We start from the raw sequence: 238 nt of genomic DNA, 5'->3' as shown, positions 1-238 counted from the left end.
CGCCGCTGGCCTGCTTTAGCGCCAGCGCCGCCAGTTCGCGGTCGGCGATGCCGCCTTCGGTCATCACCCGGTCAACGGCGAGGTTAAGCTGCTGTTCAATCTGGGCGACGCTTAGCTCGGGAAGCTGTTCATCGCCCCGTCGTCTGTGCGCCTGTAGCGCATGGGCGGCGGCGATAGCCTTTTCGCCCCCTTTGACGGCTACGTACATCAGCACACCTCCACATGGGTGGTCCGCGGG

General features: G+C 65.5%; 1 protein-coding gene. It reads right to left on the bottom strand.

Annotation, left to right across the window (positions count from 1 at the left end):
• The coding region (locus LDK53_RS22800) for a carbon-phosphorus lyase complex subunit PhnI (protein WP_225288150.1) at positions 1-208 on the bottom strand (208 nt) is incomplete at its 3' end.
• Positions 209-238 lie beyond the last annotated feature (30 nt).

Source organism: Enterobacter sp. K16B (genome assembly GCF_020216105.1).
Classification (GTDB): domain Bacteria; phylum Pseudomonadota; class Gammaproteobacteria; order Enterobacterales; family Enterobacteriaceae; genus Enterobacter; species Enterobacter sichuanensis.
This window is presented reverse-complemented; position numbering and strand designations above follow the sequence as displayed.